The sequence below is a fragment of the Streptomyces sp. NPDC045287 genome, assembly GCF_056432325.1.
In genome coordinates this window covers 108,944-129,586 of the sequence record NZ_JBWKJG010000005.1, presented here as the reverse complement: position 1 = coordinate 129,586, position 20,643 = coordinate 108,944, and the positions used below count along the sequence as shown (strand labels likewise).

Annotated in this window: 16 protein-coding genes; 11 read left to right on the top strand and 5 right to left on the bottom strand. The window is 76.0% G+C overall.

Annotation, left to right across the window (positions count from 1 at the left end; all coding sequences use genetic code 11):
- Window positions 1-31 precede the first annotated feature (31 nt).
- The gene (locus tag AC07D6_RS10935; RefSeq protein WP_479043380.1) at window positions 32-901 is read right to left on the bottom strand and encodes a DNA/RNA non-specific endonuclease; all 870 of its coding nucleotides are present in this window, start codon (window positions 899-901) and stop codon (window positions 32-34) included.
- A gap of 226 nt (window positions 902-1,127) precedes the next feature.
- On the opposite strand from AC07D6_RS10935, the gene AC07D6_RS10930 reads away from it, so the two are divergent.
- Window positions 1,128-1,973 carry a caspase family protein gene (locus tag AC07D6_RS10930; protein ID WP_315879265.1) on the top strand — a complete coding sequence of 282 codons (846 nt, stop codon included), beginning with the start codon at window positions 1,128-1,130 and terminating at the stop codon, window positions 1,971-1,973.
- Between the two features lie 671 nt (window positions 1,974-2,644).
- Here AC07D6_RS10930 and AC07D6_RS10925 read toward each other — a convergent pair.
- Both AC07D6_RS10925 and AC07D6_RS10920 read right to left on the bottom strand, forming a co-directional pair.
- Window positions 2,645-3,253: a CBS domain-containing protein gene (locus AC07D6_RS10925; protein WP_479043379.1), complete on the bottom strand. Its 609-nt coding sequence runs from the start codon at window positions 3,251-3,253 to the stop codon at window positions 2,645-2,647.
- 118 nt (window positions 3,254-3,371) lie between these two features.
- Window positions 3,372-4,754: a phosphoribosyltransferase family protein gene (locus AC07D6_RS10920; RefSeq protein ID WP_479043378.1), complete on the bottom strand. Its 1,383-nt coding sequence runs from the start codon at window positions 4,752-4,754 to the stop codon at window positions 3,372-3,374.
- Between the two features lie 292 nt (window positions 4,755-5,046).
- On the opposite strand from AC07D6_RS10920, the gene AC07D6_RS10915 reads away from it, so the two are divergent.
- The 4 genes from AC07D6_RS10915 (at window position 5,047) to AC07D6_RS10900 (ending at window position 7,824) form a co-directional block, all read left to right on the top strand.
- Window positions 5,047-5,445 carry a cell division protein SepF gene (locus AC07D6_RS10915; RefSeq protein WP_315879262.1) on the top strand — a complete coding sequence of 133 codons (399 nt, stop codon included), beginning with the start codon at window positions 5,047-5,049 and terminating at the stop codon, window positions 5,443-5,445.
- 291 nt (window positions 5,446-5,736) lie between these two features.
- The gene (locus AC07D6_RS10910) at window positions 5,737-6,105 is read left to right on the top strand and encodes a nucleotide pyrophosphohydrolase (protein ID WP_315879261.1); all 369 of its coding nucleotides are present in this window, start codon (window positions 5,737-5,739) and stop codon (window positions 6,103-6,105) included.
- A gap of 125 nt (window positions 6,106-6,230) precedes the next feature.
- A complete protein-coding gene (locus tag AC07D6_RS10905; protein WP_479043375.1) occupies window positions 6,231-6,821 on the top strand; it encodes a DUF6099 family protein in 591 nt (196 codons plus the stop codon).
- A gap of 79 nt (window positions 6,822-6,900) precedes the next feature.
- The gene (locus AC07D6_RS10900; RefSeq protein ID WP_479043374.1) at window positions 6,901-7,824 is read left to right on the top strand and encodes an LLM class F420-dependent oxidoreductase; all 924 of its coding nucleotides are present in this window, start codon (window positions 6,901-6,903) and stop codon (window positions 7,822-7,824) included.
- A gap of 114 nt (window positions 7,825-7,938) precedes the next feature.
- On the opposite strand, the gene AC07D6_RS10895 is transcribed toward AC07D6_RS10900, so the two are convergent.
- Together AC07D6_RS10895 and AC07D6_RS10890 are read right to left on the bottom strand one after the other, a co-directional pair.
- Window positions 7,939-10,500 (bottom strand): polynucleotide kinase-phosphatase, encoded by a 2,562-nt coding sequence (locus AC07D6_RS10895; RefSeq protein ID WP_479043373.1) that lies wholly within the window; start codon window positions 10,498-10,500, stop codon window positions 7,939-7,941.
- On the bottom strand, window positions 10,497-11,987 hold the full coding sequence (locus AC07D6_RS10890; protein ID WP_479043372.1) for a 3' terminal RNA ribose 2'-O-methyltransferase Hen1: 1,491 nt from the start codon (window positions 11,985-11,987) through the stop codon (window positions 10,497-10,499). The genes AC07D6_RS10895 and AC07D6_RS10890 overlap by 4 nt, the downstream gene beginning before the upstream one ends.
- Before the next feature lie 405 nt (window positions 11,988-12,392).
- On the opposite strand from AC07D6_RS10890, the gene AC07D6_RS10885 reads away from it, so the two are divergent.
- The 6 genes from AC07D6_RS10885 to AC07D6_RS10860 all read left to right on the top strand — a co-directional run bounded on the left by AC07D6_RS10885 (window position 12,393) and on the right by AC07D6_RS10860 (window position 20,607).
- A complete protein-coding gene (locus tag AC07D6_RS10885) occupies window positions 12,393-13,118 on the top strand; it encodes a Crp/Fnr family transcriptional regulator (RefSeq protein WP_315879256.1) in 726 nt (241 codons plus the stop codon).
- Window positions 13,119-13,205: 87 nt separating this feature from the next.
- Window positions 13,206-14,021, top strand: coding sequence for a hypothetical protein (locus AC07D6_RS10880; RefSeq protein WP_479043370.1), 816 nt, complete (start codon window positions 13,206-13,208; stop codon window positions 14,019-14,021).
- Window positions 14,018-16,396, top strand: a complete 2,379-nt coding sequence (locus AC07D6_RS10875) for an nSTAND3 domain-containing NTPase (protein ID WP_479043369.1) — start codon at window positions 14,018-14,020, stop codon at window positions 16,394-16,396. Before AC07D6_RS10880 ends, AC07D6_RS10875 begins: the two co-directional genes overlap by 4 nt.
- A complete protein-coding gene (locus AC07D6_RS10870; protein ID WP_479043368.1) occupies window positions 16,393-17,688 on the top strand; it encodes a hypothetical protein in 1,296 nt (431 codons plus the stop codon). The genes AC07D6_RS10875 and AC07D6_RS10870 overlap by 4 nt, the downstream gene beginning before the upstream one ends.
- Window positions 17,685-18,179, top strand: a complete 495-nt coding sequence (locus AC07D6_RS10865; RefSeq protein WP_315879252.1) for a Pycsar system effector family protein — start codon at window positions 17,685-17,687, stop codon at window positions 18,177-18,179. The genes AC07D6_RS10870 and AC07D6_RS10865 overlap by 4 nt, the downstream gene beginning before the upstream one ends.
- A 7-nt stretch (window positions 18,180-18,186) precedes the next feature.
- The gene (locus AC07D6_RS10860) at window positions 18,187-20,607 is read left to right on the top strand and encodes a VWA domain-containing protein (RefSeq protein ID WP_479043367.1); all 2,421 of its coding nucleotides are present in this window, start codon (window positions 18,187-18,189) and stop codon (window positions 20,605-20,607) included.
- Window positions 20,608-20,643: the final 36 nt, after the last annotated feature.

The window sequence follows — 20,643 nt, the reverse complement described above, 5'->3', positions numbered from 1 at the left end:
GCCTCCCTCCCTGTCGGATGTCCCAGCCCCGTCAGATGTCCAAGGCGGTCTCGTCGGGCGCCTCCAGACGCCGCCACCGGGCCTCCGGAGCGCGCGCCGGGGGCATCAGGTCGGCGGCCGGCAGCGGCCCCAGGTCCAGGCCGGTCAGCAGCACCACGTCCGCCACCGGCACCTGGTACGTGCGGAACGCGCCCAGCGGCGGCGGCGCGCCCGGCACGGCCCCGGCGAGCGCCCGGTCGGCGTCGCGCGTCAGGTCGGGGCTCTGGTCGAGGACGTACGCCGTCGCCGCGAGCGCCCCGTCGTGGAGGAACGCGGCGACCTTCCAGAACCGCAGCGGCACCTGCACGCCCCGGTACGGCGGGTCGGCGTCGTGCAGGACGGGACCGGTGAGCACGGTCAGCCGGCGGTCGTAGCGGGCGGCGTGGTCCAGCAGGTAGTTCTCCAGGCCCTGCCAGACCTGCTTGCCCTGGTTGAACACGTCGGCCTGCGGGGCGGCGTTCGTGTAGTGGAACGTGTCGCCGTCCGCGCGCGCCGCCACCGCCGCCGTCCCCCACACCGGGTCGAGGCGGCGCACCAGGTGGCCCCGGTCCAGGGAGTTGTCCCGGTACACCTCGGGCCCGGCCTGCCAGTCCTCCGCCACCCGCGGGTCGTACCGCCAGGCGTCGGTGCGCGGCACGTCCTCGACCAGGTGCTCGCCGTCGACGCACACGGCGGTGGCTGCCGCGAGGCGCCGGTCGGGGCGCAGCACCACGCTGAAGTGCGTGTACGGCAGGACGACCGTCTCGACGCGGGGCGCGGTGGGGCGCGGCAGCGGTACGGCGGGGCCGAGGAAGCCCTCGTCGTAGCCGTCGCGGCCGGCCAGGGAGCCGCCCGGGCCTTCCGAACCGTCGGAAGAGATCATGATCTGACTGGTACCGCGCGGGGGCGGCCCCCCAACGGCGCGGCGGGCCACGCCACCCCATCAGCGCAGGGAGGGCGCCGGGGCACGGGCCCGGCGGCGCGCGGGCCGGGCGGACGGACCCGTTCAGGCGGATTTCCCCGCCCGGTCGCCCCCCTGCGGTTCACCCGGGAGCCGGGCACGGAAGGGATGTGACCGACCCCGCAGCCGCCCGCGCTAGGAGACCTCCATGGGTGCCACCGGCCTTTCCCTGCACATCGGACTCAACACGGTCGACCCCGACCGCTACGACGGCTGGAACGGCCACCTCCTCGCCTGCGAGAACGACGCCCGCGACATGGCCGCCCTCGCCCGCGACGCCGGTTACGCCGACACCGTCCTGTTCACCGGCGAGGCCACCGTCGACGGCGTCACCGCCGCCCTGCGCGCCGCGGCGGCCCGACTCCGCGAGGGGGACGCCTTCCTCCTCACGTACTCCGGCCACGGCGGCCAGGTCCCGGACGAGACCGCCGGCGAGGACGAGCCGGACGCCCTCGACGAGACCCTCGTGCTGTACGACCGGCAGTACCTCGACGACGAGTTGAACCGCGAACTCGCCCGCTTCGCCGAGGGCGTGCGCATCCTGGTCCTGCTCGACTGCTGCCACAGCGGCAGCGGCATCGAGGTCCGCGACCTGCTCACCCCGGAGGCGCTGCGCGAGCAGTTCGGCACGGCGGACCCGGACGAGATCGAGACGGTGTCCCGCCTCATGCCCGTCGCCCGGCAGGGCGCCCTGTACCAGCGCGACAGGGAGTTCTTCGGCGAGCTCCAGCGGGAGCTGCGCGCGGACGGGCGTCCCGCCGACGCCCTGCTCGTCTCCGCCTGTCAGGACAACCAGCTCGCCGCGGACGGGCGGGTGAACGGCAGGTTCACCGGGACGCTGCTGGAGGTCTGGGACAGGGGTGCCTTCCGCGGCGGCCACCGGGCCTTCCACCGCGCGATCACCCGCCGCATGCCCGCCAGCCAGAGCCCCAACCTGTACGTGTCCGGGCGGCCGGCCGAGTCGTTCCTCGCGCAGCGCCCGTTCACGATCTGACCCACGCGGACCCCGCCGGACCCGCGGATCCGCTGGTCTGTCGGCCCCGCCCGGGTTGCCGGATCCGCGGGTCTGCCGGTCCCACCGGTCCTGCCCCGGATCCGCAGGGCTGCCGGTCTCGTCGGTCCCACCGGACCTGCGGGTCCCGCCGGTCCCGCGGGTCCCACCGGTCCCACCGGTCCCGCGGGTTCCGCTGGTCCTGCGGGACTGCCGGTCCTGCCGGATTCGCCTGTCTGTCGTTCCCGCCGGTTTGCCGGTCCCGTACGTCTGCCGGTCCCGTACGTCTGCCGGTCCCGCAGAACTGCTGGTCCTGCCGTTCCCGCAAGACTGCTGGTCCTGCCGGTCCCGCAGGACTGCTGGTCTCGTCGGCCGGCCCCGCCGGGCTCAGCCGAACAGGCCGGGCACCCGGATCGTCCGCACGGGCCGGTCCCGCCACGCCGCTCCCCGGCCGGGCCGTGCGGGCCCGTACGCCGGGAGCCGCGCCCCGGGAGTGCTCCGCTTGCTGCCGTCACGGCCACCGTCGTCACGCCCACCGCCGTCACGGCCGCGGGCGGCCGACCCGGGGGCACCGGCGGGTCCACCGCGCTCTTGGCGCCGGTCGCGGCCCTGCTTGGTCCTGTCCGTCACCACGCCACCTCCTCCACGCGCCGCGTCACGCCGCGACGCCCGCGTCACGGCACCGGCGGCACCCGGTCGTCCCGCCGGGGCGGGAGGCCGGGCACCACCGGGTACGGGTACGGCGGCTGCGCGCCCGCGCCGGGCAGGACCCCGGGCCCGCGGCCGGCCAGCGCCGTCACCACGTCGGCGGCGGTGAGCAGCCCGGCCAGCGTCCCGTCGTCCCCGACGACCGGCAGCGCGTCGCAGCCGTTCGCGTCCATCACGGCCACCGCCCGGCCCACCGCGTCCCCGTGGTGCACCACCGCGCACCTGCGGCAGCGCACCAGGTCGCGCGCGTAGCGCCGGGACAGCGACACGGCGGGTGCCGCGCAGACGACCGCGACCTCGGCCCGGTCCAGCAGACCGGCGCAGCGTCCGTCCGGCAGGACCACCGGAAGGTGGCGCGCGCCCGACCGCTCCAGCAGTTCCCACGCGGCGAGCACCGTCTCGCCCGCCGCGACCGTCACCAGCGACGTCCGCATCACGTCCCGGACGGCCCGCTCCAGCACCGGTACGCCGCGCGGGACGGGGACGGGGGCGCCCTCCGGAGTCCGTACCCCTTCGTGGGCCTCCTCGCGGGCAGGGGCCTGCGGGGCGCCCTGCACCAGCACGTGCTGCCTCATGACGGCCTCCCGGAGGTCGGCGCCGGAAACGGCGGTTCCGCAACCCTCTCCTTCCACTGTGGGCCCTGCGGCGGTCCGCGCAAGGGGGGGCCGACTCCCTCTTCGCGGGGCCCGGCGGTCAGGCCGCGCCGGTGGCGGGGGAGGGCGGCGGCAGGTGCCGCAGGAACCAGGCCGCGGCCAGCTCCTCGACCTGCTCCATCGCGCCGGGCTCCTCGAACAGGTGGGTGGCGCCCGGCACCACCTCGACGGCGTGCTCGCAGCGCAGCCGCTCCGCCGCCCCGCGGTTGAGCGGCAGCACCGGCGCGTCGGCGCCCCCGACGACGAGGAGCGTCGGTGCCCGGACGTCCCCGAGCCGGTCACCCGCGAGGTCCGGCCGGCCGCCGCGGCCGACGACCGCCGCGATGTCCGCGTCCGGCTCCGCCGCGGCGGTCAGGGCGGCAGCGGCGCCCGTACTGGCGCCGAAGTAGCAGACCGGCGGGGCGGGGGCGTGGGCGCGGCGCAGCCAGGCCGTGGCGCCCGTGAGGCGCCGCGCCAGCAGCGGGACGTCGAAGACCCGTTCGCGGTCCCGGGACTCGGACTCGGTGAGGAGGTCGAACAGCAGGGTGCCCAGGCCGTGCCGGTTCAGCTCGTGCGCCACGGCCCGGTTGCGGGGGCTGTGCCGGGAGCTTCCGCTGCCGTGCGCGAACACCACGACGCCGCGCGCCCCGCGGGGCAGCACCAGGTCGCCGGGGAGCCGGACGCCGTCGGCCTCGACGGTGACGGCGACGGGCCGCCCGGCACCGCCGAGGCCGCCGGCGGGGGCGTCTGTGGGGGCGTCGAGCGGGGTGCCGGCCGTGCCTCCGCCCGGGCCTTCGGACTCACGGGCGGGCGGGGCGTGCCGGGCGAGCAGCTCCGCGACCTCGCCGTCCCCGGTCTGCGTGAAGTCGTCGTACCACTGCCCCACGGACCCGAACCACTCCGGCGACGACAGGCACACGACGTCGTCCGCCTCCCGCCGCAGCAGCGCCAGCGCCTCCGGCGGGGCCACCGGGACGGCCACCACCACCCGCGCCGCGCCGTGCGCCCGCGCGACCCGGCAGGCCGCAAGGGCCGTCGATCCCGTCGCGATCCCGTCGTCGACCAGCACCGCCGTCCGCCCCCGCAGCGGCACCCCGGCCCGGTCGCGCCGGTACCGCCGCAGCCGCTCGTCCAGTACGGCCCGCTCGGCCCGCTCCACCCGCGCCCGGTCCTGCTCGCCGACCCCGGCGGCACGGACGACCACGTCGTTCACGATCCGTACGCCGTCCTCGCCGATCGCACCGAAGCCCAGCTCGGGCCGGGACGGCACCCCCAGCTTGCGGACGACCAGCACGTCCAGGGGCGCTCCCAGCGCCGTGGCCACCTCATGGGCCACGGGGACCCCGCCGCGCGGCAGCCCGAGCACGACGGGGCGGTCCGGGCGCAGCCTCTCCACGGCCTCGGCCAGCTGCCGTCCGGCGGTCGCACGATCCGTGAACCGCATGCCTCCATCGTAGGAGCGCCCACCGGAAGCCGCCTGCCCGTCCCAAGGCGCCCTGCCACGGGGTGCTCCCCCCTTCAACCGTTCCGAGGGTCGCCGGGACGGAGCGGTGGACGCACGAGAACGTCCCCGCCCCCGCCACCCCGCCCAGCGGCCCGCTGCTCCGGATCGGCCGTCGCGGGGCCGCTGTTCGGCACCGGCCGAGGTGCCGGCGGGGTCGCGGGCGGCGCGGACCGGTGCGACACGACCCGTGTCGGAGTTGGGCCGAACGGGTGAGGGGCGCCAGGATGGGAGCATGAGTAGGCACGAGAGGTACGACGTCACCGACGAGCAGTGGGAGGGACTGGCGCAGGTCGTCCCGCTGCGGGGGCGCGACGAGTGGCCGTCCAGGGCCGATCACCGGACGATCCCCCAGGACTCCGAGGCCGGGGCACAGCGCCGCATGGTGGTACTGAGGGTCCAGGTCTTCGCGGACGCGCGGGAGGTCGCCGAGTACCTCGTCGCCCAGGTTCCCGTGCTGCTGGACCTGACCAGCGCCGAGACCGAAGTCGCCAAGCGCGTCCTGGACTTCAGCAGCGGGGTCGTCTTCGGCCTGGGCAGCTCCATGCACCGGGTCGACCGGAACGTGTTCCTCCTCACCCCCGCCGGTACGGAGGTCGAGGGCACGGCCACCGCGGCCGTGCCGCACGCCTGACGGCCCTGACGGCCCTGACGGCCCTGATGGCCCTGACGGCCCTGACAGCTCTGGCGGCCTGACGGCCCTGGTGGCCTGACGCGTGCCTGACGGCCGTGGTCGGTAGGCGGTCTGGCGGGCCGACAGGACGGGCGGGCTGTGGGAAGCGGGCGTCCGGCGGCGCCTGACGGTGCGGCACGGCCCCGTCCGGGGCGGCCCTGTCCGGGACGGCCCGGCCCCGTCCGGCGTGACCCGGTCCCGGCGTGCGGGGCGGGCGGCGGCGTGCGCGGCGGCGGTGGTAGACCTGTCGCCGTGACCGAACTGGACGTACAGGGACTGCAGCGCCGGCTGGCCGAGTTCGCCGCTTCGCGCGCCTGGCAGCCTTACCACACCCCGAAGAACCTGGCGGCGGCGCTCAGCGTCGAGGCGGCCGAACTGCTGGAGATCTTCCAGTGGCTGACCCCGGAGGAGGCCGACCGGGTCATGGACGACCCGGAGACGGCGCACCGCGTGGCCGACGAGGTCGCGGACGTGCTCGCCTACCTCCTCCAGTTCTGCGGGGTGCTGGGCGTCGACCCGCTGGAGGCGCTCTCCGCGAAGATCGACCGGAACGAGCGGCGCTTCCCCGTGGGGCGGCCTCCGGGGCGGTCCGCGCGGCAAGATCGTCACTCTTCGGAGTGAGCGACTTATTCACACTGAGCTTCCTGTCCACAGATTTCCGAATTCCCCTGGTGTTTGGACTCGGATAGCTTCACTCTGGGTAGTGAGTTAGTGAGCGGAAAGTCGTATGAACGGGGGCGGCGGGCATGGACGCGGAACGGCTCATCTCCATCAGCCGGAGTGATCTCGCCGAGAGCCGGGCGGTGCCCGACATCATGGCGGCCGTCTGGCAGGCGCAGTGCCTCGCCCAGGCGATCGGGGACCACCTGGCGTTGTTCGGGCCGCAGGAGCTGAGAGGCGAGGCGCGCGGGCTCGGCGAGACCGGCAGTCGCGGGGGCGCGGGCCCGGACCATCCGGCGCGGCGGACGGGGGCGGCGGCGTCGCAGTTGTCCGAAGTCCTCGACCTGCGCGGCACGTTACGGGCGCTCGGCGCGCTGCTCGGGGAGGTGGGCATGGCCCTCGTCGGCGTGGCCTGCTCCACGGACGAGGAGGGCCTCTACTGGCAGTGCATCGAGGCGATCGACGCGGCCGACGAGGCCGGTGACCGGGTGCGCGTCATGCTGCGCCGGATGGCGGCGCGCGGCCGCGACCGGCCTCCCGAAGGGGCGGGCGGACGGTGGGTCCGGGGCGGTGCGGCGCTCGGCGCCGTGCCGGTCGCGCGCCCGGCCGGCGGGGGAGGGGAGAGACCCGACCGGGTCCGGGTGACGGACCCGGCGGACTCGACGGCGGGGCCGTGACCGCCTGGCGGCGGGGCCGTGACCGCGCGACGGCGGTGCCGGGGCCCGGCCGCGGCGCTCGCCGGTGCAGGATGGGGGCATGGATCTGCGCATCTTCACCGAACCGCAGCAGGGTGCCGACTACGAGACCCTGCTCACCGTCGCCAAGGCCACCGAGGACCTCGGGTTCGACGCCTTCTTCCGCTCCGACCACTACCTGCACATGGGGTCCGTCACCGGGCTGCCGGGTCCGACGGACGCCTGGATCACGCTGGCGGGCCTGGCCCGCGAGACCCGGCGCATCCGACTCGGCACGCTGATGACGGCCGCGACGTTCCGCCTCCCCGGGGTGCTCGCGATCCAGGTGGCGCAGGTCGACCAGATGTCGGGCGGCCGGGTCGAGCTGGGCCTGGGCGCCGCCTGGTACGAGGCGGAGCACACGGCGTACGGGATCCCGTTCCCGAAGGAGAAGTTCGGCCGCCTGGAGGAGCAGCTCGACATCGTCACCGGCCTGTGGGGCACGGAGACGGGCAAGACGTTCAGCTACGAGGGCAAGTACTACCGGCTGGCCGACTCGCCGGCGCTCCCCAAGCCGGCGCAGCCGAAGGTGCCGGTCCTGATCGGCGGCCTCGGCGCGACCCGCACGCCGCGCCTGGCGGCCCGGTACGCCGACGAGTTCAACATCCCGTTCGCCTCCCTCGCCGACACGGAGCGCCAGTTCGGCCGGGTCCGCGCGGCCGCCGAGGAGGCCGGGCGGAGCGCTGACGACCTGGTGTACTCCAACGCCCTGGTGGTGTGCGTCGGCAGGGACGACGCGGAGGTGGCCCGCCGCGCGGCGGCCATCGGCCGGGACGTGGACGAGCTGAAGGAGAACGGCCTGGCGGGCTCGCCCGCCGAGGTCGTCGACAAGATCGGCCGGTACGCGGCCCTGGGCAGTTCCCGGGTGTACCTCCAGATCCTGGACCTCCACGACCTGGACCACCTGGAGCTGATCTCCTCCCAGGTCCAGTCCCAGCTGGACTGACCGGCGCGGGGGAGCGGCGGGCGGGGCGCCCGCACGCGTGGGGCGCCCCGCCCGTACCGGCCGCCGGCCCACCGGCCGGGGCAGGGGCCCGCGGGTCCCCGCCCCGGCCGGTGGCTACAGCCGGGGGTCGACCGGTTCCGACTCCAGGGCCAGGACGGCGAAGACCGGCTCGTGGACGCGCCACAGGGGTTCGCCGGCGGCCAGCCGGTCCAGGGATTCCAGGCCCAGGGCGTACTCGCGCAGGGCGAGGGAGCGCTTGTGGCCGAGGGAACGGGAGCGCAGGCGCTGGAGGTTCTCCGGGCGGGTGTACTCGGGCCCGTAGACGATCCGCAGGTACTCGCGGCCGCGGCACTTGACGCCCGGCTGCACCAGCCGGCCCCGGCCGTCCCGGGCGAGGGCCCGCAGCGGCTTGACGACCATGCCCTCGCCGCCCCGGCCGGTCAGCTCCAGCCACCAGTCGACGCCCGCCCGCACGGACGTCTCGTCATTGGTGTCGACGACGAGCCGGTCCGTGGCGCGCAGCAGGCCCGTCGTGTCGGCCGCGACGAGACGGTCGACGAGGGCGAGCTGCTCGTCGTGCGGCAGACCGGCCAGGCTGCGCCCGCGCGCGGCGAGGACTTGGAACGGCGCGAGCCGCACCCCGTCCAGCCCGTCCGTCGGCCAGCAGTACCGTCGGTAGGCGCCGGTGAACGCGGCCGTGTCGACGGCCCGTTCGCGCTGCCGCCCCAGCGGCCCGGACACGTCCACGCCGCGCGCGGCCGCCGACTCCAGCGCGGCGATCGCGCCGGGCAGCGACGCGCCGGCCGCGGCCCCCACCGCGGCGTACTGCGACCGCAGCAGGCCGCCGGCCTTCAGCGACCACGGCATCAGCTCCGCGTCCAGGAGCAGCCAGTCCGTGTCCAGCCCGTCCCACAGCCCGGCGGCCGTGACCGCGGCGCGGACCCGTTCCAGGACGGCCTCGGTCATCGCCCCGTCCGGGAAGAAAAAGCGCCCGGTGCGGGTGTACAGGGAGCCGGTGGGGCCCTCCACGCCGAACCGCTCGCGCGCCGCTGCCGCGTCCCGGCACACCAGGACCACGGCCCGCGACCCCATGTGCTTCTCCTCGCACACGACACGGGCGACCCCGTCGGCGGCGTACGCGGCGAACGCCTCCGCCGGGTGCTCCAGATACCCGTCGAGGCCCGACGTGGCGGTCGGCGCCATCGTCGGCGGCAGGTACGGCACGAGGCGCGGGTCGACGGCGAAGCGGCTCATGACCTCCAGGGCGGCCGCGGCGTTCTCCTCGCGCACGCCGACGTTGCCCGCGTACCGGGTCTCCACGACGCGCCGGCCGTGCACGTCGGCCAGGTCCAGCGGCCGGCCCTCGTGCCCGCCGGGGACGCTTGCGGCGAGCGGCCGGGCCGGCTCGTACCAGACCCGCTCGGCGGGCACGTCGACGAGCTCCCGCTCGGGCCAGCGCAGCGCGGTCAGCTTCCCGCCGAACACGACGCCGGTGTCCAGGCAGATCGTGTTGTTGACCCAGGAGGTGTCCGGCACGGGCGTGTGGCCGTACACGACGGTGGCGCGGCCCCGGTAGTCCTCGGCCCACGGGTAGCGCACGGGCAGCCCGAACTCGTCGGTCTCCCCGGTCGTGTCGCCGTACAGGGCGTGCGAGCGGACCCGGCCCGACGTGCGGCCGTGGTACTTCTCCGGCAGGCCGGCGTGGCACACCACCAGCCGCCCCCCGTCGAGCACGTAGTGGCTGACGAGCCCGTCGACGAACGCGCGCACCCGCTCCCGGAAGGCGTCGTCCTCCCGCTCCAGCTGCTCGATCGTCTCGGCGAGGCCGTGGGTGCGCCGGACCTCGCGGCCGGCCAGCCAGCGGCCCAGCTTGTTCTCGTGGTTGCCCGGCACGCACAGCGCGTCGCCGGACTCGACCATGTCCATGACGCGGCGCAGCACACCGGGGCTGTCCGGGCCGCGGTCGACGAGGTCGCCGACGAACACGGCGGTGCGCCCCTCGGGGTGGCGGCCGTCGACGTAGCCGAGTTCGGCGAGCAGGGCCTCCAGCTCGGAGGCGCAGCCGTGGACGTCGCCGACGATGTCGAACGGGCCGGTCAGGTGCCGCAGGTCGTTGTACCGCTTCTCCAGGACGACCTCAGCGGCCTCGATCTCCTCGACGCCGCGCAGCACGTGCACCTTGCGGAAGCCCTCGCGCTCCAGGCCGCGCAGGGACCGCCGCAGTTCGCCGCGGTGGCGGCGGATGACGTGCCGGGGCATGTCCGCCCGGTCGGGGCGGGCGGCGTTGCGTGCCGCGCACACCTCCTCGGGGACGTCGAGGACGATGGCCATGGGCAGCACGTCGTGCTCGCGGGCCAGCCGCACCAGCTGGCGGCGCGCCTCCGGCTGCACGTTCGTCGCGTCGACGACGGTGAGCCGGCCGGCGGCGAGCCGCTTCCCGGCGATGTAGTGGAGCACGTCGAACGCGTCGCGGCTCGCGCCCTGGTCGTTCTCGTCGTCGGAGACCAGTCCGCGGCAGAAGTCCGAGGAGATGACCTCGGTGGGCTTGAAGTGCCTGCGGGCGAACGTCGACTTGCCGGAGCCGGTGGCGCCGACGAGGACCACGAGGGACAGGTCGGTGACGGGCAGCCTGCGGGTCCGCGCGGCGGCGGGCTCCGTGACGGCGGTGGTGGTCATGCGGTCTTCCCCTCCTTCGTGGTCGGCGCGGTGCCCTTCGTGGCCGGTGCGGTGCCGGCGGCGGTGAACACGGCCATCTGCGTGGGCGGACCCACCTGCGGATCCTCCGGCCCGACGGGCGCGAACGCCACCGCGTACCCGTGGCGCGCGGCGACGCCGAGCGCCCACGCGCGGAACTCGGCGCGGGTCCACTCGAACCGGTGGTCGCCGTGGCGGACGTGCCCGGCGGGCAGGGACTCCCAGCGGACGTTGTACTCGGCGTTCGGCGTGGTCACGAGCACCGTGCCGGGCCGGGCGGCGCCGAACACCGCGTACTCGAGGGCGGGCAGTCGCGGCGGGTCGACGTGCTCGACGACCTCGCTGAGCACCGCCGCGTCGTACCCCTGGAGCCGCTTGTCCGTGTACACGAGGGAGCCCTGCACCAGCCGCACCCGCGCCGCCCGGTGCTCGCCCATGCGGTCCAGACGCAGCCGGCGGGCGGCGAGGGCCAGCGCCCGTACGGACACGTCCACGCCGACGACCTCCGTGAAGCGCGGGTCCTCCAGCAGTTCGCGGACCAGCTGGCCCTGCCCGCAGCCCAGGTCGAGGACCCGGCTCGCGCCCGCGTCGCGCAGCGCGGCCAGGATCGCCCCGCGGCGCCGCACCGCCAGCGGCACGGGGCGCTCCTCGGTGTCGGTGTCCTCGTCGACGGCGTTGTCCAGCTCCTCGGCCTCCGTGTCGTCGGCCGCGGCCAGCCGCGCCAGCTCCAGGCGCTCCGTCGCCACCCGCGTCAGGGACCGGCGGCGCGACAGGTAGCGCTGGGTGATCAGCTGTTGTTCCGGGTGGCCCGGCAGCCAGCCCTCGCCGACCCGCAGCAGCTTGTCGACCTCGTCGGGCGACACCCAGTAGTGCTTGGCGTCGTCCAGCACCGGCAGCAGCGCGTACAGGTGGCGCAGCGCGTCCGCGAGGCGCTGCTCGCCGTCGAGGACGAGCCGGACGTACCGCGAGTCGCCCCACGCGGGGAACCGCTCGTCGAGCGGCACCGGTTCGGCGGTGACCGCCCAGCCCAGCGGCTCGAACAGCCGTCGCACCAGGTCGGCGCCGCCCTTCGCGGGCACCGCCGGCACCTCGACGCGCAGCGGCAGCGAGGCCGCCACCAGCTCGGGGCGGGCGGCGCACCGGCCGGCCAGCGCGCTGGAGAACACGTTGCCCAGCGCGACGGCGAGCAGCGAGGAGGCCGCGTACGGGCGGTCGTTGACGTACTGGGCGAGCGCCGTGTCGGGGCCGCGGCCCCGGTCGCTCCTGCCGCGGCGCACCAGCGCGACCGGATCCACCTCCAGCAGTAGCGCGGCCGTGCAGCGCTCGGCCGTCGCCTCGGGGTAGAAGACGTGGGCCGTGCCGTAGGAGGTGGGGAACGCCTGCGCCTTGTCCGGGTGCTTGTGCAACAGGAAGCCGAGGTCGGTCGCGGGGCGTTCGGGGGTGCCGGTCGTGCTGATGGTCAGGAACACCCGGCCAGTATCGGGGCGCCCCCGCGCCGCCGGCCAGGGGTTTTACCGGTGGGTCGGAGGGCGGGCCGGACGGTGGGCCGGGGCCCGGGAGGCGCCGGGCGGGCCCGTGGGCCCGGCCGCCGTGGGGGCGCACGGACGGCGCAGGGAGCGGACGTACGGCGCATTCGGGCGGCATGAGGGGAGTGGACCGGGTGAGGCTGCGCCCCGTGCGCCTCCTCCTTGGTTGACGGGTTTGAACCGAACCCCTAGCGTTCTTCACCCCAAAGGAGTGACGGAACGTCAACTTCCTTGTTTTCAAGGTCATTTGAAGTGCCGCATGAATCGAAAACGTGCGAACTTCCATACGAATCAACCGAACGAGCGGCTGTCTGTTCGAGGGTGCGCGGCGCGGGGGAAGGGAGCGGAATGAGTCTTTTCGGCCAGGACCGCTCCTTCCTCGAAGCCCTCTCCCCCCAGGACCGCCGCGCCCTCCTCGCCGAAGGCGTCCCCCGTGTCTACGAACCCGGCACCGTCATGATCCGGGAACGCGACACCTCCGCCTACGTCCTGGCCCTGCTCTCCGGCTGGGCCGTCGTCTCCGTCGGCACCGAGCGCGGCGCGCGCCTCATCCTCGCCCTGCGCGGCGCGGGCGAGGTCGTCGGCGACCTCGCCGCCGTCGACCAGGGCCCGCGCAGCGCCACCGTCACCGCGCTGGGCCGGGTCCGGGCCGTGTCCGTCACCGGCGACCGGTTCCGCCGCTTCCTCGCCGCCCGCCCGCACGCCACCTCACTGATCATGCGGCAGCTCAGCACCCGGCTGCGCAGCGCCGACGTCGAACGCCGCTCCCTCGCCTCCGAGACCGTCCTCCAGCGCCTCGCGGCCCGGCTCGCGGAACTCGCCGAGCGCGCCGGACGGCCCGGTCCCCACGGCATGGTCCTGGAGATCCCGCTGCCCCAGCACGACCTGGCCGCCGCCATCGGCGCCACCCGCGAGGCCGTCGCCAAGGCCCTGCGCCAACTGCGCGAACAGGACGTCGTCCGGACCGGTCCGCGCCAGGTCGTCGTCACCGACATGGAGGCCCTCCTCCACCTCGCCCAGGGCCGCGGGGCGCGCCCGGCGGGGCCCGCGGAGAAATCTCCGCCGGGTGTGTAAACGACTACATCGCCCGCCGCGCCACGCGGCGAGGCTTGCCCTGTCACCACGAGCACCACGGCACACCACGCCATCCAGGGAGTCCGAGTGAGCAGTGCGGGAGCCATCCACCGGCTGGTCGTCTACGGAGACGCCTGCGCCTCCGGAACGCTGGGCATCGACGCGAAGAAGCGCATGCGCGCCGCCATGTACGAGGCGTTCGGCGAGGCGTACGCCGCCGTCGGCGTCGAGCCCGGCCACGTCCACCAGGAGGACCGGGGCGACGGCATCCTCGCCGCCCTGCGCCCCGACGTACCGCCCACGCTCATGGTCGGGCGGTGGGTCGACACGCTCTACGAGAGCCTGCGCGAGCACAACGCCGGCCGCGACCCGCGGCTGCGGCTGCGCGTCGGCATGAACGCCGGCCTCGTCCTCGACGACGGCGAGGGGCTCGTCGGCCGCGCCGTGGACCTCGCCTGCCGGCTCTGCGACAGCCCCACCGCCAAGGACGTGATGGCCCTCGCCGACGACGCCGACCTCCTCGTCGTCGTCTCCGGCTGGCTGTACGACAACGTCGTCTCCGAGGGCGGCCGGTACGTCGAGCCCGGCCACTACCGGCCCGCCCGCGTCCGAGCCAAGGAGACCGACGAGACCGCCTGGTTCCACATCCCGAGGCGGTCCGCACCGCCCCTGCCGGGCGATCCCGGCGGGGAACCCGCCGGCACCCCGGGCCGCGCGCCCGGTGCCGCACCGACCGGCGGTGGGCCGACGACGGGGGACGGCCCACCGCCCCGCACCGCCGACGCGCCCCCGCCCGCACGCAGCTACCGGGCCGGGGGCGACCTCCAGGTCTTCGAGCGCAACACCATCCACGGCGGCTTCACCGGCATCCGCAAGGACCGCGACGGAGGCGGGCACGCATGACCGATCACGACGACGCCCCGCAGCCCGACCACCACGCCGACGACGCCAAACCCGCCGACCCGTCCCACGACCGCGACCATCGCGACCGCGACCGGGACCACCGGGACCGGGACCGCGACCACCGCGACCGGGACGGCGCCGGCAAGGAGCAGCCCGGCAGGGACCCCGCCGACGCCGACCGCGCGCCCGAGCCCCCGCCCAACCCCTTCGACCACGCCGGCCGCAACCCGCTCGGCGCGTCCGGCGGCACCGGCGGCGCCGGTACCGCCCACGCCGCCCGCACCACCTTCGAACACGGCCGTGCCGAACGCCGCTACGACATCCGCGGCGACGGCCAGGTCTTCGAGGACAACACCTTCATCAACCAGTTCTGGGTCGACTCCGGGCCGCCCGCCGTCCAGGGCGCCGTGCCGGGCGAGACCCTGGAGCGGCTCGCCGACGTCTACTGCGAGACCACCGGCTACCAGCGCATGAAGCACCTCCTGCGCTCCTGCGGGCTGCTCGTCCTCACCGGCGAACCCGGCAGCGGTCGCACCGCCACCGCGCTCGCCCTCCTCTCCGAACTCACCGACGACCACGTCACCCGCCTCGACCCCGCCACCGCCGTCCACACGATCGGCGACGACGCCCTCCAGCCCGGCCACGGCTACCTCCTGGAATTCCCGCCCGAGGACGGCACCGGCGCCGACCCCGAGCCCGGCGACGGCGACCGCACCCCCCGCCCCCGCCGCCTCACCGAACTCCACCTCGACCGCCTCAGCGGCCAGCTCCGCGCCAAGGGGTCGTACGGCGTGATCCTCGTCGAGAGCGGCGACCTCGCCGACCGGCTCCTCCAGGGCCGGTACGGCGCGTACTGCCCGCCCCCGCCGCCCGCCGAGGTCCTCCACCGCCACCTGCGCACCCTGCTGCGCGGCGAACCCGACGGCGCCCTCGACGAGGCCCGCGCCCTCGCCGCCCACGAGGACGTCACCCGGGCCCTCGGCCTCGACGAACTGCGCCCCCGCGAGGCCGCCCGGCTCGCCCACCACCTCGCCCGGCACCAGAAGGGCGAACTCACCCGCACCCAGCTCCTCGACGACTGCGGCGCCTTCGTCCGCGCCCAGGCCCGCGCCTGGTTCGCCGGCGCCGACCGGCCCGGCACGCTCCCCGAAGCGCTGCCCGCGCTGAACGCCGCCGCGTTCCGCGTCGCCGTCGCCGTCTTCAACGGCTCCGCGTACAGCCTCACCGCCGAGGCCGCCGAGCTGCTCGCCTGGGAACTGGCCGTCACCCTCGACCCCGGGCACCCCGCCGGGCGCCGCCTGTTCGGCACCCACGCCGACAACCGGCCCGTCGTCGCCCGCTCCGTCGTCGAGGACGGCGAACTCGACCTCGGCGCCGCCCGCGTCCCCGCCCGCGTCATCCGCTTCCAGGGCGACGCCCTCGCCACCGCCGTCCTCCGCGAGGTGTGGAACGGCCACCACAACGTCCGCGGTCCCGTCGCCCGCTGGCTGCGCGGCCTGTGCGACGACCCCCGCCCCGAGGTGTGGGTCCGCGCGTCCGTCGCCGCCGGCGTCCTGTGCTCCTGGGACTGGGTGTACGGCTTCGGCGAACTCGTCCGCCCCCTCGCCGCCCTCGACGGCCGCGTCCCCCGCATGGCCGCCGCCACCGCCCTCGCCGAGGCCGCCCGCGACCCGCGCGTCCAGCCGGCCGTCGCCGCCGTCCTGCGCGAATGGGCCAGGAGCGGCGACTCCGCGCTCGTCGACACCGCCGTCCTCGCCCACGGCTACGCCCTGCCCACCGGTTCCGTCCGCTCCGCCCTCGACGCGCTCGGCGCCGTCGTGCGCTCCGAGGGCGGCGACGACGCCGACGTCCTGGGCACCGCCTCCTTCAGCGTCATGCGCCTCCTCGCCTCCACCGATCCCGAGGCCGTCGTCCACCGCCTCGGCCACTGGCTCGGCGACGGCCGGCGCTCCCTCGCCGACCTCGTGCTGCTCACCGCGATCGGCACGCTCACCATGCGCACCACCCACCTCTGGGGCCTCACCGAGGTCCCGCACCTCGAACCGTACGGCGCCCGGCCCCTGCTGCTCGCGCTGCTCGCCACCCGCCCCGGCCTCACGCCGCCGCTGGCCGCGCTCGTCCGGGCGGCCCTGGGCACCCCGCGCTCCGGGGAGCCCGCCCTGGACGGCCTCGCCTCCCTGCTGCGGCGCGCCGCCCGGGACCCCGAGACCCTGCGGCTGGTCTGCGGCCTGCTGCCGCTGCTCGCCACCACCCCCCGGGACCGCGACCGGTTGCGCGGCCTGCTCACGGGGCTCGTACGCGACCGGGACAAGCCCCTGGACAAGACCGCGGCCGGCCGCATGTGGGACGCCGTGGCGGAAGGAGCGGAGCGATGACTCCCGGGCCCACCCCGCACGACCCCCGGAACGACACGGGGTCCCGCGCCCGCGGGCCCCTCCTGCGCGAGTGCCCGCCGCCCTACCGGCGCACCAGCGGCCGCCTCGCCGCCGTCCTCCTCTACCGCAACGGCGGCCACCGCGTGATGTGGCCCGACCGCAAGGAGGACCACGGCACGCCCCTCTTCGGCGGCCCCTACACCGTCTTCGAGGTGCTCCTGGGCCTCAACGTCACCGAGTTCGACCTCGAACTGCCCGCCGCGGGCGACGGGGTGTCCTTCCGCGCCAAGGCGAGCGTCCAGTGGGAGGTCGACGACCCGCACCTCGTCGTCACCCGCCAGGTGTGGGACGTCGCGGAACTCCTCCGCGACGACCTCCTCGACGGACTGCGCGCCGTCTCCCGCCGCTTCGGGATCACCGAGGCCCAGCGCGCCGACGAGGCCGTACGGGACGAACTGGCCGCCGGGCGGCTCCAACTCGGCCGCGACCTCGGACTGCGCACCCGCGTCCTCGTCTTCTTCGACCTCGACAGCGACGTGAAGGGGCAGCTCGCCGAGGCGGACCGCACCCTCGTCGGCATGGGCGTCGACCGGCGCGTCGCCGAACGGGAGCGGCGCAAGGACGCCTACGACCGGCGGCTCCTCGCCGAGCGGGCGCGGGAGATCCAGGCCATGCTCCAGCAGGGCGAGTTCGCGCAGATCGCCCACCACATGGCGGCCAACCCCGACAAGCAGTGGGAGATCCGCCGGCAACTGCTCGCCGAGGAGCGGGAGGGCAAGGCCGACTTCCTCGCCGTCCTCCACCGGCTCATCGACACGGGCGTCATCGAGCGCCACGACCTGGACCAGATGACCTACCAGGTCCTGGAGCACCTGCGCAGCAGCAGCGGCGGCGTCCTCGGCGGCGTCGCGGACCACGTGCTGGACCTGCGCCCCCGCCCCCGCGCCCTCCCCGAGGGCGGCCCGTCCGCCGAACCGGTCCGCCCGCCCTGGGACGACGAGCCCGCCGACCGCCGTCCCGCGGGCCCGGACGACGGCGATCCGCACCGCGTCCACGAACCGACCAGCGTCCAGTCCGCCCGCGAACGCGACCGCGCACGCGACCGCGAACGACCCCGCGACCGCGGCCCCGACGCGTCCGACTGGCGGGACACCCCCCGCCGCGCCGACGACCGGTACGGCGACGGGCGGTACGGCGACGGGCGGTACGGTGACGACCGGTACGCCGACGACCCGCCGTACGCCCCGCCCGCACGCCCCAGCGCCGACTTCGACGACTGGGACGACGAATGACCGGTACGAACGGCGCCCCGGCCCCCTCCGACGAGGTCCGCGCCCTCGCGGAGAGCCTGCTGAGCACCGTCCGCGAGGACATAGGCCGCGCCGACACCAAGGCGGCGATCCTCCTGTCCGGCGCGCTCGCCTTCCTCGCCGTCGTCTTCGCCCGCGACCCCGGGCAGCTCGCGGCACACGGCGCCGCCGCCGTCCTCGTCGCCCTCGCCGGCACCCTGTGGGGCGCCGGGATGCTCATGCTCGTCGCGGTCGTCCTGCCCCGCACCCGCGTCGGCGCCGACCGCACCCTCCTGCGCGACCTCGCCGCCGGCGCCCCCGCCGCCGCGCTGCTCGACCGGCTCGCCGAGGCCGGCGCCGACACGACCTCCTGGCTCCTGGACCAGGCCAGCGTCCACGGACAGGTCCTGGCCGCCAAGTACCGCTGGCTGCGCGCGGGCGTCCTCTGCCTGGCCCTCGGCGCGGCGCTGGCCCTCCTGAGTGAACTGTGGTGACAGAGACATGCGACTGACCAGCACCGGACGGGCCGCGAGAGCCGCCGCCCTGACCCTGGCCCTGGGCCTCGCGGCCCTGACCCCCGCCCCGCCGCCGGCGCCCGCCGCGGCGGTGGGCGCCGCCCTGCGGAGCGCCACCGCCGAGGGCGCCGACCCGGTCGACTTCGCCATCGTCGTCGACCAGTCCGACAGCCTGTCCGACGAGGACCTCGGCCGCGAGGTCGAGGCCGCGGCGCTCCTCGCCCAGGGGGAGATCTCCGAACGCTCCCGCGCCACCGTCATCGGCTTCGGCAGCTCCGAGAAGCCCGGCCAGTCCCCCGTACGGGAGGTGTGCCCGCTCACCGTCGCCGACTCCGCCGGACGGCAGCGCCTCAGCGACTGCGTGCAGCGGCTGGCGCACCGCGACCCGGCCCGCGTCGGCCCCGGCACGGACTTCCCGGCCGCCATCCGCCAGGCCGTCGACCGCCTCACGGAGAAGGGCACGCCCACCACCCCCAAGGTCGTCTTCCTCCTCACCGACGGTCGCCTCGACGTGGACGACAGCCCCGAGTACGGCGCCGACCGGGACAGCCGGAAGGCCAACGGCCTGAAGCGGCTCGCCGACGAACTGGCCCGCGCCCGCCGCGAGAAGGTCCAGATCTGGCCGCTCGGCTTCGGCCGGGCCATCGACCGGGCCACGCTCACCGACATGGCCGAGGGCGGCTACCGGGGCGGCTGCGCCGACCTGCCCTCCGCCACCCCCCGCATGCGGGTCGTCGCCGACTCGACCGGCATCGACAAGGCGTTCCAGGAGGTCTTCGCCGCCGCCCGCTGCGCCGGCGTCATCCCCGGCGACTCCAAGCGCCCGCCCGCCGACCTGTACGTGACCATCCCGCCGATCGCCACCGACGGCTCCATCACCGTCAGCAAGCACGACCCGAAGGTCACCGTCACCTACTACGACCCGCGCGGCCGCAAGGTGCCCACGAGCGGCCGCTTCGACGGCTCCACCTTCGAACTCAGCGGCCAGGACGGCCCGGTGGAGGCGCTGCGCGTCAACGACCCGCTGCCCGGCCGCTGGCGCGCCCGCGTCGAGGCCCCCGAGGGCCACCGGGACCGCGAGGTCGCCGTCCGCGCCATCTGGCAGGGCAGACTCCGCTCCGCCGTCACCCTCGACCCCGCGGCGCCCCGCCCCGGCGAGAAGGCCGTCGTCGAGGTCCGCATGCAGACCCGCCGCGGCGTCGTCATCACCGACCCCGCGCAGCTCACCGGCATCAAGGTCACCGCCCAGCTCGCCGGGGACGGCTTCGCGCCCGTCGACGTCGCCCTCGCCGACGACGGCCGCGCCCCGGACCGCACGGCCTCCGACGTGCGGTTCACCGGCACCGTCACCGTTCCGGCGGGCGCCACCGGGGCGCTGCGGCTCACCACCCGCATGGCCGCGCCCGGCGTCACCTCCGACCTGCGCCCGCTGCACACCCAGCGCGGCGAGGACACCCCTGCCGTCGTGGCCGGGCTCACCGTCGACCGGACGACCGTCCACCCCGGCGGCACCGTCCGCGGCACCCTGTCCGTCACCAACAACGACAGCGCGCCCCACACCCTGCGGCTCGCCCTCGCCGACCAGGCGGCCGGCACCGAACTCCGCGTCGACCCGGCCACCGTCACCGTCGCGCCGGGCAGCCGCCGCGACACGCCCTTCACCCTCGAAGTCGGCCCCGGCACCCCGCTCGGCGACATCGGCGGGCAGATCACCGCCGTCGACACCGCCGACCGCGACCGGCTCCTCGACAGCACGTTCCTCGACGTCCGCGTCGAGGCCCCGCCGACCTGGACGGAACGCTGGTGGCCGCTCCTCGCCGGCGGCGCCGCCGCCGTGCTGCTCCTCGGGACGTTCCTCGCCGTCCGGTTCACCGCCCGCCGCCGCAGGCGCGACCTGACCGGCACCGTACTGGAACTCCTCCGCGACGGCCGCACCCTGGACCGGCTCACCGTACGGGCCGGACAGGGCCAGAACGGCACGTTCCCCTTCACGGTCGAGCAGCCCCGCGGTGCCGCCCCCACCCTCCAGCGCGCCCGCCCCGGCGCCGCCGGCACCCACCAGTTGCACCGCACCGGCGGCGGCGAACTGCGGCTGCGCCCGTACGGCGGCCGTGAGCAGCCCGTACGGCCCGGCCACGCCACCGGCCTCGACGACGGCCTCGACCTGGCCGTCCACAGCCCCTCCGGGACCCGCCCGGACACCCCCACCGCCCCCCGCCGCCCCACCGGCGACGGCGCCCCGACCGGCGGCACCTGGCGCGACCGGCTGCCCTTCGGGCGCCGCCCCGCACCCGCCCGCCGCGACGGCGGCACCGATGACGCACCCGCCTGGACGCGCCCGGACGGCGGGGACGGCGGCCGCGACGACCGCAGGGCCGACGCCGGCACCTGGAACGAGCACTTCTGACGCAGGACCGCACGACGGGGCGCCCGCGTCCCGAGG

What these genes read in the sequence shown, in the direction of transcription:
- AC07D6_RS10905 (WP_479043375.1), top strand. Translation starts at nt 6,231, where the DNA reads ATGGACGCGGAACGGCTCATCTCCATCAGCCGGAGTGATCTCGCCGAG.
- AC07D6_RS10915 (WP_315879262.1), top strand. Translation starts at nt 5,047, where the DNA reads ATGAGTAGGCACGAGAGGTACGACGTCACCGACGAGCAGTGGGAGGGA.
- AC07D6_RS10930 (WP_315879265.1), top strand. Translation starts at nt 1,128, where the DNA reads ATGGGTGCCACCGGCCTTTCCCTGCACATCGGACTCAACACGGTCGAC.
- AC07D6_RS10895 (WP_479043373.1), bottom strand. Translation starts at nt 10,500, where the DNA reads ATGACCACCACCGCCGTCACGGAGCCCGCCGCCGCGCGGACCCGCAGG.
- AC07D6_RS10875 (WP_479043369.1), top strand. Translation starts at nt 14,018, where the DNA reads ATGACCGATCACGACGACGCCCCGCAGCCCGACCACCACGCCGACGAC.
- AC07D6_RS10900 (WP_479043374.1), top strand. Translation starts at nt 6,901, where the DNA reads ATGGATCTGCGCATCTTCACCGAACCGCAGCAGGGTGCCGACTACGAG.
- AC07D6_RS10870 (WP_479043368.1), top strand. Translation starts at nt 16,393, where the DNA reads ATGACTCCCGGGCCCACCCCGCACGACCCCCGGAACGACACGGGGTCC.
- AC07D6_RS10885 (WP_315879256.1), top strand. Translation starts at nt 12,393, where the DNA reads ATGAGTCTTTTCGGCCAGGACCGCTCCTTCCTCGAAGCCCTCTCCCCC.
- AC07D6_RS10860 (WP_479043367.1), top strand. Translation starts at nt 18,187, where the DNA reads ATGCGACTGACCAGCACCGGACGGGCCGCGAGAGCCGCCGCCCTGACC.
- AC07D6_RS10865 (WP_315879252.1), top strand. Translation starts at nt 17,685, where the DNA reads ATGACCGGTACGAACGGCGCCCCGGCCCCCTCCGACGAGGTCCGCGCC.
- AC07D6_RS10925 (WP_479043379.1), bottom strand. Translation starts at nt 3,253, where the DNA reads ATGAGGCAGCACGTGCTGGTGCAGGGCGCCCCGCAGGCCCCTGCCCGC.
- AC07D6_RS10935 (WP_479043380.1), bottom strand. Translation starts at nt 901, where the DNA reads ATGATCTCTTCCGACGGTTCGGAAGGCCCGGGCGGCTCCCTGGCCGGC.
- AC07D6_RS10920 (WP_479043378.1), bottom strand. Translation starts at nt 4,754, where the DNA reads ATGCGGTTCACGGATCGTGCGACCGCCGGACGGCAGCTGGCCGAGGCC.